Origin of the sequence: Wolbachia pipientis (assembly GCF_023661085.1) — a bacterium.
Lineage (GTDB): Bacteria > Pseudomonadota > Alphaproteobacteria > Rickettsiales > Anaplasmataceae > Wolbachia.
Window position 1 is genome coordinate 1 of the sequence record NZ_JAHDJT010000057.1, and the last position, 7,998, is coordinate 7,998.

General features: G+C 37.6%; 7 protein-coding genes. 4 read left to right on the plus strand and 3 right to left on the minus strand.

The features are described from left to right. Window positions 1-642 precede the first annotated feature (642 nt). Genes cgtA through murC form a run of 3 tightly spaced genes read right to left on the minus strand, consistent with a single transcriptional unit; the run spans window position 643 to window position 4,356 of the window. Window positions 643-1,665: an Obg family GTPase CgtA gene (gene cgtA / locus DM84_RS03300; RefSeq protein WP_250778322.1), complete on the minus strand. Its 1,023-nt coding sequence runs from the start codon at window positions 1,663-1,665 to the stop codon at window positions 643-645. Beyond that, window positions 1,653-2,930, minus strand: a complete 1,278-nt coding sequence (gene eno, locus DM84_RS03305; RefSeq protein WP_250778323.1) for a phosphopyruvate hydratase — start codon at window positions 2,928-2,930, stop codon at window positions 1,653-1,655. The genes cgtA and eno overlap by 13 nt, the downstream gene beginning before the upstream one ends. A gap of 1 nt (window position 2,931) precedes the next feature. Next, on the minus strand, window positions 2,932-4,356 hold the full coding sequence (murC, locus tag DM84_RS03310) for a UDP-N-acetylmuramate--L-alanine ligase (protein WP_250778324.1): 1,425 nt from the start codon (window positions 4,354-4,356) through the stop codon (window positions 2,932-2,934). 26 nt (window positions 4,357-4,382) lie between these two features. On the opposite strand from murC, the gene DM84_RS03315 reads away from it, so the two are divergent. From DM84_RS03315 to DM84_RS03330, 4 genes are all read left to right on the plus strand, one after another. Further along, window positions 4,383-5,057, plus strand: coding sequence for a septal ring lytic transglycosylase RlpA family protein (locus DM84_RS03315; protein WP_250778325.1), 675 nt, complete (start codon window positions 4,383-4,385; stop codon window positions 5,055-5,057). 120 nt (window positions 5,058-5,177) lie between these two features. Next, the gene (ruvA, locus tag DM84_RS03320; RefSeq protein ID WP_250778326.1) at window positions 5,178-5,750 is read left to right on the plus strand and encodes a Holliday junction branch migration protein RuvA; all 573 of its coding nucleotides are present in this window, start codon (window positions 5,178-5,180) and stop codon (window positions 5,748-5,750) included. Continuing rightward, the gene (ruvB, locus tag DM84_RS03325) at window positions 5,747-6,727 is read left to right on the plus strand and encodes a Holliday junction branch migration DNA helicase RuvB (RefSeq protein ID WP_250778327.1); all 981 of its coding nucleotides are present in this window, start codon (window positions 5,747-5,749) and stop codon (window positions 6,725-6,727) included. The genes ruvA and ruvB overlap by 4 nt, the downstream gene beginning before the upstream one ends. Window positions 6,728-6,809: 82 nt before the next feature. Further along, window positions 6,810-7,805, plus strand: coding sequence for a hypothetical protein (locus tag DM84_RS03330; RefSeq protein WP_250778328.1), 996 nt, complete (start codon window positions 6,810-6,812; stop codon window positions 7,803-7,805). The last annotated feature ends 193 nt before the right edge of the window (window positions 7,806-7,998 follow it).

Here is a 7,998-nt window from a genome sequence, read left to right on the forward strand (position 1 = left end):
TTTTCTTTTCCATAATTAATGTTCGTACAGCTGTGTGTCAAGCACTGGGATGACAAAAAAGGATCACTAGGATAGCGGGGAAGGGGCGCTGGAATGACAGGAGGAAGAGCGCTGATATGACATCGTAGGGGTTGGGGTGACAAAAAAGGCTACTTGGATGATACTGTCATAAAGTAAAATGAGATCGCATATTTTGTATAAAATGGATTTCTAGTAATACCAACATTCGTTATTGGGAAGACAAATGGGATATGCTATAAACTTGCTTAACTTCCCAATTATAGACAAAAAGAGCTCTTTTTCATTTGTTCCATTACCAGTGAAACTTGGTATAAAAAATTCTTCGCCTATTTATCCAGTGTTACTATAATTACAGTAGAGATATTTAGAGAGCTCAAAATCTATCTCCGTCTGCAGACCTTTTTATTAAACAACCAAACTCAGTAAAAGATGTAGCGTATCTTCTTCAGTGTGCGTGGGTGCACACGCGTGCTTAATATCTGTTGTATGTGCGTTGCATTTTTTCTGAATTTTTTACATGAGGGGACTTTATGTCTAAAATATCATATTCTTAACAGAAAATTGCTCAAGTCGGCGAAAGTAATATCGGATTTGTTTATACGTAGCCATTGAACGGGAAATTCATGCCTTAAAAGGATCATATACATCAGTTTCCCTAGGGTTGTTCTTTTTCAATTTTTCACTTAATAACCTCAAAATGGGCTGTAAATCATCATCGATTGATAAGCATAGTACTTCTTTATCAAGATAGTTAGCCAAATGATTCTTCTTCTCCAGAATTTCTGCTTCTTCCGATAAGTCACATTTGTTTAACACCACAACTTCCTCTTTTCTAACAAGATCACTATTGTAAAGCCCCAGCTCATTGTGTGTGCAATCATATGTTGAAATGACATCATCGTGAGTTATATCAATTAAATGCAGTAAAATTTTACACCTTTCTATGTGTTTCAAAAACTTATGTCCAAGCCCAACTCCAAGGTGAGCATCAAAGATTATTCCTGGAATATCTGCTATTACAATTTCGCTATCATCCACTTTTGCTACACCTAAATGTGGTCTTATTGTGGTGAATGGGTAATCACCTACTTTTGTATCCGCATTTGAACAGCGAGTTAAAAATTTTGATTTACCTGCGTTTGGCATGCTGATAATGCCAACGTCAGATAAAACTTTTAGTTTTAATAATACATATTTTTCTTCGCCAGGTTGACCGTAGGTAAAATGTCTTGGTGCCCTATTGGTAGAGGATTTAAAATTGGTATTTCCAAGCCCACCTTTTCCACCTTGCACTACTTGAAATTCCATCTCAGGTTTATCAAGGTCTACTATTACCTCCTCACTTTCTTCATCGATTATTTGTGTCCCAACTGGAACTTTAAGTACGACGTCTTTTCCCGCTGTGCCAGACCTATTTCTACTTGCACCACTTTTTCCATCGTTTGCTTTAATGTGTCTCCTATAACGAAAATTAAGCAAAGTGTTGAGATTTGCATCACTGACAAAAACTATGTCTCCTCCCTTTCCTCCATTACCACCGTTTGGACCACCAAATTCAACGAATTTTTCTCGACGAAAACTCGCGCAGCCATCACCGCCATCACCAGCCTTTAGATACAATCTAACTTCGTCTATGAAGTCCATGGCAAACCACTATAATATTTGGCATTTCTTCCTAACGTGCCCTCTATTCTCAGCAGCTCATTATACTTTGCAAGCCTATCAGAACGTGATAGTGAGCCAGTTTTTATTTGCCCACAATTCGATGCAACTGCTATATGAGATATCGTTGTGTCTTCTGTTTCACCTGATCGGTGAGAAATGACGACTTTGTAGCCATTTGATTTTGCCATTTCAATGGCAGCAAAAGTTTCCGTTAATGTTCCTATCTGATTTGGCTTGATTAGTACAGCATTTGCCATTTTCTCCTCTATTCCTTTACGTATCAGCTCACAATTTGTAACAAACAAATCATCTCCGACCAATTGAACTTTGTTCCCAAGTTTTGCGGTAAGCAATTTCCAACCTTCGTAGTCATCTTCACTCATTGCATCTTCTATGGAAATTATAGGATATTTTTCGACAAGGCCGCAATAGTACTCAGCCAATTCCTCTGAAGTAAGCTCTCTATTTTCAAATTTGTAAATTCCGTTTTCATAAAAAGTAGATGAAGCCACATCAAGACCTAATGCAAAATTATTTTGTATTGAATAACCGGCAGACTCTACAGCCTGAATTATCAGATTAAGAGCTTCCTCGACGCTTTCGATATTCGGTGCAAAACCACCTTCATCTCCTACGTTTGTGCTGTAACCCTCTTTCTTGAGAATGCTGCGCAAATTATGAAACACCTCTGCGGACATTCTGATCGCTTCACTGAAAGCTTCAGCTCCAACAGGAAGAATCATAAATTCTTGAAAATCGAGTTTATTGTCTGCATGTACTCCGCCGTTGATTATGTTAATAAGTGGAACCGGCATAACACTTGCCTGCTCTCCTCCCAAATATCTATATAGTGGCATTTTGAAACTGTTTGCTGCTGCTTTTGCAACGGCAAGGGATACCCCTAAAGTTGCATTTGCTCCAAGTTTTGATTTGTTTTTCGTTCCATCTAATTCGATTAATACTTTATCAATTATACTTTGGTCTGCTGCATCTATGCCAACAATTTCATTTGCTATCACTCCATTTACAGACTGAACAGCTTTCAGCACTCCTTTGCCACAATATCTTTTTTCATCTTGATCCCTCAGTTCTAAGGCTTCTAGTTTACCGGTTGAAGCTCCAGAAGGTACAGACGCTCTACCTGTTGCTCCATCGCAGAGTTCAACTTCTACCTCAATGGTTGGATAACCCCTGCTATCTAAAATTTCTCTTGCGAATACATTGTTAATTATCTTTTTCATCATGTTAAACCTCTATTTCCGACATAAGTGCTGCAGTTTCTTTCGCTAGTTTGGCTATATTACCACCAGCACCAATAAATAGTACTACATCACCTGAATTTGTCGAATCATTGATGGAATGTGAAATGAGCAAGGCATTATTCATAATCTCTACATTACTAGACCCATTGCTGATTAAGGCTTTCTGTATATCATCAATTCCGCAACCAGGAATAGGCTCATCTTCTGGGGGATGAACAGGAGTGAGAATGACATAGTCAAACATCATAAAGACTTGTACAAACTCATCAAAAAAATTACGAATGCGAGCAAAACGCAGCGGTTCGATAATTCCTATTACCTTTCCTTGAGCAATCGAACGTGCTGCTGCCAGGGTTGCCTGTATTTCGTTTGGATGATGGGCATAGTCCTCAATTAACTTAACGCCTTTAATATCAGCAATTAAAGAAAATCTTCTTGCTACTCCTTTAAATTCCAAAAGACCTTTTTTAATGTCTGCATTGCTAATTCCAAGTTTTACTGCAACCGATATTGCAGCTAGGGCATTGCTGACTTTGTGAATACCTATTGCGTTTGATAGTACTACGTTTTTTATTCTGTGGTTATTGTCAATCAACACGTCAAATTCCATGCTGTTATTGTGTTGTTCGATGTTACTGGCTCTTATGCTACCATTCTCAAACCCAAACGTTATAGAATTGCCTGCATCACAACTGATGCCTACAGAATCAGGTAAAATTGCAAAGTCTGCCCTGTTTACAAATTGAGAAAATGCATTTTTGATATTGTCAAGTGTACCGTAATGGTCTATGTGATCGTCATTAACACTCGTTATGACAGCGATATTTGCAGGGATTTTTAACATAGTTCCATCAGATTCATCAGCCTCAGTCAAAAAAATGTCACTCTTGCCAAGTTTTGAGTTATTTCGGTAGGAGTTCAATATCCCTCCCACAATTACAGTTGCATCGGTACCAGAGTGGTCAAAAATAGAGGCAATCATAGCCGTTGTTGTCGTCTTTCCACTTGAACCTGAAACTGCTATCACATATTTATCTTTCATAATCTCAGCGAGTATGTCTGACCTATGCAAAATGGTTTTTTTGTTATCTCTTGCAGCAACTAACTCCACGTTGTCGGATTTTATTGCAGAAGAATGCACGACTACTTGGGCTTGCCTGATGTTATTGGCATTGTGGCCAATATAGATCTCTATACCTAACTTTTGTAACCTATCTACATTGTCATTTGATTGCGTATCACTGCCTTGGACTTTATAATTAGAATTATGAAGAATTTCAGCAATTGCGCTCATTCCAATTCCACCTATACCAATTATATGTATTGTTTCTTTTCGAGTATTGTTCATATTTAGCAGTAGACGTTTACTGATTACTAAATTTGTTATAGTATAATTTAAAATCCTCATGGTATCGAACCCTTTCACTGAATACAATGATAAAAAATCTAGCTTTTTTATGCCTAATATTTGTTTTGATAAGTAGTTGCGGTTTTCGCAGCAGGTGTAATAATGCTGCAGGCCATTATAAAATTGGCAATAGCTATACAATAAATGGGGTAACTTATCATCCCAAACACTGTAATCATTACGAGGAAATAGGAGTAGCATCGTGGTATGGGATGGAAGATCATGGTACACTTACAGCAAATGGTGAAGTGTTTGACCGTAACTCAATTTCCGCAGCGCACAAGACTTTGCCTCTACCCTGCTTTGTTCTTGTCACCAACCTAGAAAACGGGAGAAAACTTGTGGTAAAGGTTAACGATAGAGGGCCATTTGTTAAGGGTAGAATAATAGATCTTTCAGAAAAAGCAGCGAAAATTTTAGGATTCCATAAATCTGGGCTTGCAAAAGCAAAAGTTCAGTATCTAAGGAAAATGTCGGAACGATTAGTACAAAAAGCTCCTCATTATAAAAAGCAGTATGAAAAAGAAATGCAGAAACGTCACCCAAAGCAAAACAGTGCAGAAAGTAGGGGATATGTCGCATTTTTTGAAAATGCTCAGACTGCCAAGTCAGCTGCATCAAAGCTTCGCAATCAAGGAATAAAAAATGTTAGATTGCTTTTTAAGAACGACAGATATTGTGTGAAAGTGAGTTATAAGTAGTAGTGTGATGATTAGATTCTGGGGCACTGTGAGCGTATAAATTCAAAAGAGTAAGATCACACATCTCAGCTTGACCTAGAATTCAGGAGTTTTTAAACTGCACTCTATACAGTGCTAAAAATGATAGGAAACCTAAGCGGAATAGTCGACGAAGTTCATAGCGATCATATAATCCTGAATGTAAATGATGTTGGCTATATAGTATACCTTTCAGCCAAAACCTTAAATGCATGCTCCACTGGAAGTAAAATCAAATTGCTTATTGAAACCTGTGCAAATAATAGAGAAAACATTACTCAGCTATATGGTTTCATAAGCAGAGAAGAACAGCAATGCCTACGCTTGCTTGTTAAGGTGAGCGGCGTTAGCTATAAAACTGCGATGTCAATTTTGAGTAAATTAACTCCAGAGCAGTTGTTTTTGGCAATTATGAATGAAGATAAAGCAACACTCAAAATAAGTGGGCTTGGCCTCAAACTCATTAATCGAATTATTACAGAACTGAGTGGCAAAGTGAGTAAATTAGAAATAAATAACAGCAATTTCCATCCAATTAATGAAGATGCCCTTTCAGCATTGATCAATCTTGGATATGAAAAAACGAGAGTTTATGATACTATAAAAAAATACAGGCCAAACCTGGACACTAAGGAGATTATTCGCATGGCGCTTAAGGAGCTTTCAACATTATGAAGTCAATATCATGTGGCAAAGAATATGCTGAAGATGTGCGTAATGTAAACATCAGGCCTGAACAACTTGATGATTTTGTTGGGCAAAAAGATTTAATACAAAATTTAAAAGTATTTATAAATGCCGCAAAGACGAGAACTGAAGCTTTGGACCATGTTTTACTACATGGTCCTCCAGGGCTTGGCAAAACAACCTTAGCACAAATTGTCTCTAAAGAGTTAAGGGTTAGCTTTCGCGCAACTTCTGGTCCTTTACTTAACAAAGCTGGGGATTTAGCTGCAGTGCTTACCACTTTAAATGCAAAAGATGTCTTATTTATCGATGAAATCCATAGGTTAAATCGCAGCATTGAAGAAATCTTATACACCGCCATGGAAGACTTTTGCCTGGACATACTGGTAGGCGAAGGCCCATCCACTCGCACTTTAAGGATAGATTTGCCGCCATTTACGTTAATTGGAGCAACAACGCGGCTTGGACTGCTTTCTGCACCGCTGAGGGATCGTTTTGGCATCCCTTTGCACCTCGAGTTTTATTCTTTTGAGGAATTGGTTGACATTATAAAAAGAGGCGCAAGAGTCCTTTCTGCTGAAATCGAGAAGGGTGCCATACGGGAAATTGCCTGCCGTGCACGCGGCACTCCAAGAATTGCTTTGAGGTTACTCAGAAGAATAAGAGATTTTGTTGAAGCGGAAGATGATAAAAAAATTACCTACGAAATTGCTGACTCTGCGCTATCAAAATTGGGCATAGATAAAATGGGATTAAATAAATTAGATATGGATTATCTAAGATTTTTATTCAATACCTCAGGACCTGTTGGAATTGATACCATATCTATCGCGTTATCTGAAGATGCTGGCAATATTGAAGAAACAGTAGAACCTTATTTAATAAAAATTAGTTTTGTAAAGCGCACACCAAGAGGACGTGTTTTAACCGATCAAGCAAAGGAGTATTTGGGTCTTCGATATTAAATAGCTTTTCTGCCATAATTATTGTTGACTAATTGATATAATGCTATATGCTGGTATTGTGTGTTGAGAATGGAGGGGTTATATGTTAGATAAGATCAGCAAACTCTGTGAACCTATTTATTCCACAATTAAGGATAAAGCTAAAAGTCTTTATGCATTTATGGTGGGAGAACCTTCTTTTGATAATACAACTTCAAAGCCGAGTGAAAAAAAGTCAGAAGAGCATCTTGTCCTTCTAAATAGTAAAGCAAGGGTAAGCGATAGTCCTGATGCACCTGTAACGGAAGGGCTTTCTGGTGATTTAAGCACTCAGAATGTACCTAAATCAACACCAGAGCGTGGACGTGTCAAGTTGGAAAGCGATGAAGAATGGGATGAATTCTTTAAGTTACAGAACAACCCTTCTACTAATACTACAAACCAAAAACCTTTTTCTCCTAAGAAAGGAGAAACTCAGTATCACGGTAAAGAGATTGTAGGCAAAATTGCTGACCAAATTAAATCGGAGATATCTGAAGGTGTGAAAAACAATATCATAGGGTCCATAATGATAAAAGAAGGTAAAAGGGAAGGGAATGTTGTTTACCCTTCCGTGAGAGTTATATTGAGTGAGAGTAAAGAAGGAGTAGATATAGCTAAACTTCTAGGTGGCAGCGTGTGTAAAAAGTACAATGTAAAAACAATTACGTTTTGTTATCCTAATCAAGAAAAAAAGAGAGGTGTATGTTGCTATATTAACGATAATGGGGAAAGAGTTTATGAAATAATTAGTGGATTATATGAAATGACCTTAAAGTGGTATGTTGATGGAAAAGAATGTAAAATTGAAATTGATATTGACAGTAAAAATGGTGTAAGGCTTCTTGAAAGCAACGGTGTTACTGAAAAACAGTTACGCGCAAATAAAGAAGTAAAAGTAGGCAAGAGACGTGAACCAAAATCTTTATATGAAACATTAGCATCGCAGTTGCAACAAACACAACTGGAAAGTACTGAAACAGTAAAGGTTTTACCGCAACTGGCAGACATAAACACGCTGCCACAACAACACCAAGCTTCTGCTGCTCAAGCCAAGTAGCTGACACTGGAATCTAGGATACTACTTTAGTAATAAATATTTAAGAAATTTACCAGACAGGAAAAAAAGACAATAAAACCCCGAGGTAGCTAGTTATTCCACTCTCTATTTTAAAATCCGGCGTTGGGTGATGTCTTAAACGACTTATAAGCGCGTTTCAGCTTGTATAGGGAAAAACCCGAAGTTTTAAAAA

Excerpts from the sequence above, each read along its gene's own strand:
- ruvB (WP_250778327.1), top strand. The coding sequence starts at position 5,747 with ATGAAGTCAATATCATGTGGCAAAGAATATGCTGAAGATGTGCGTAAT.
- cgtA (WP_250778322.1), bottom strand. The coding sequence starts at position 1,665 with ATGGACTTCATAGACGAAGTTAGATTGTATCTAAAGGCTGGTGATGGC.
- ruvA (WP_250778326.1), top strand. The coding sequence starts at position 5,178 with ATGATAGGAAACCTAAGCGGAATAGTCGACGAAGTTCATAGCGATCAT.
- murC (WP_250778324.1), bottom strand. The coding sequence starts at position 4,356 with ATGAGGATTTTAAATTATACTATAACAAATTTAGTAATCAGTAAACGT.
- DM84_RS03330 (WP_250778328.1), top strand. The coding sequence starts at position 6,810 with ATGTTAGATAAGATCAGCAAACTCTGTGAACCTATTTATTCCACAATT.
- DM84_RS03315 (WP_250778325.1), top strand. The coding sequence starts at position 4,383 with ATGATAAAAAATCTAGCTTTTTTATGCCTAATATTTGTTTTGATAAGT.
- eno (WP_250778323.1), bottom strand. The coding sequence starts at position 2,930 with ATGATGAAAAAGATAATTAACAATGTATTCGCAAGAGAAATTTTAGAT.